The organism is Bacillus sp. JJ1533, from assembly GCF_036965045.1.
Lineage (GTDB): Bacteria > Bacillota > Bacilli > Bacillales > Bacillaceae_L > Ferdinandcohnia.
In genome coordinates, this window is sequence record NZ_JBALOV010000075.1 from 1 (window position 1) to 1,055 (window position 1,055).

Sequence of the window (1,055 nt, forward strand, 5' to 3'; positions counted from 1 at the left end):
AGCCCTTTTTAGGGGCTCTTCAAATCTATTTTTCTACCGCACCAAGATATTCTTCTAACGTAAGACCGTGTTCGGTCATATATTTAGCATGTTCGATACCGACATAGCGAATATGCCATGGCTCATACATATAGCCCGTAATATCCTCCTTGCCTAATGGAAAGCGGATGATAAATCCAAAATCAGCCGCATGCTCGGCAAGCCATTTTCCTTCCGCGGTTTCTCCAAATTCTTGAACAAGCTGGTTGTCAACGCTCTCGCTTGTCACATCCATTGAAAGACCGGTTTGATGTTCACTTCTTCCTGGTTTTGCACTAAATGTATCCGCTTCTTCTTGCCCATTTGCACGAACATAGGAATCATAGAGGTTAACCTGTGTTCCATAGGAACGGTAACCAGATTGCGCATGTAGTGTAATTCCATCGTTTTTTGCCTCAGCAAATAATTTTTCCAGTGCCACGGCAGCCTCTTTTACCATCTGTTTACGCTCAGCTACTGACGTGGAAAAGGCAACGTTTGGAACGGTCAGATTGGGTGGTACATATGTTTCAGCCAAATCCCCTATTTCCTTGTTTACTAACAAAAGAAATGGATCATTTGGATCAATAACCGGCTTCATATCCTCAGGAGCCACTTCTGTAGATTCACCTGCTGTTTGGGTTTCAGGTGCCTTGACATTTTCCGGCAATGCCTCCACATCACTTTCTTTACTCAAAGCAATTTTACCAATAACAACTTCCTTAATCGATGTATAGCTTTCTTGTAAAATATCAGAAAAGGCTTCTCTCGCAAAAAATAGAGAGGATCCTACTACTACAAGCACCAGCACCAGCCCGATAATTACCTTCTTCAATATTCTACCTCTTCCCTGATTCGAAATCTTTTTTTCTCCATCTATCATTCTACTATATTTTACATAAATCGACACAGGGAATTAGTTGTAAGTTTTTAGCATGAGGAAAGTACTAAGGGGATAGGGAGGTAACTAGGGATTTTGGGGCAGTTCATGGACTACACGTCTTCACGAATTGTTTTGGACTCTATCAATCTTGGTT

The 1,055-nt window shown here is 41.5% G+C and carries 1 protein-coding gene; it reads right to left on the reverse strand.

From position 1 onward, the window contains the following. Window positions 1-25: 25 nt before the first annotated feature. Window positions 26-853, reverse strand: coding sequence for a M15 family metallopeptidase (locus tag V7138_RS25220; RefSeq protein WP_335402765.1), 828 nt, complete (start codon window positions 851-853; stop codon window positions 26-28). Window positions 854-1,055 lie beyond the last annotated feature (202 nt).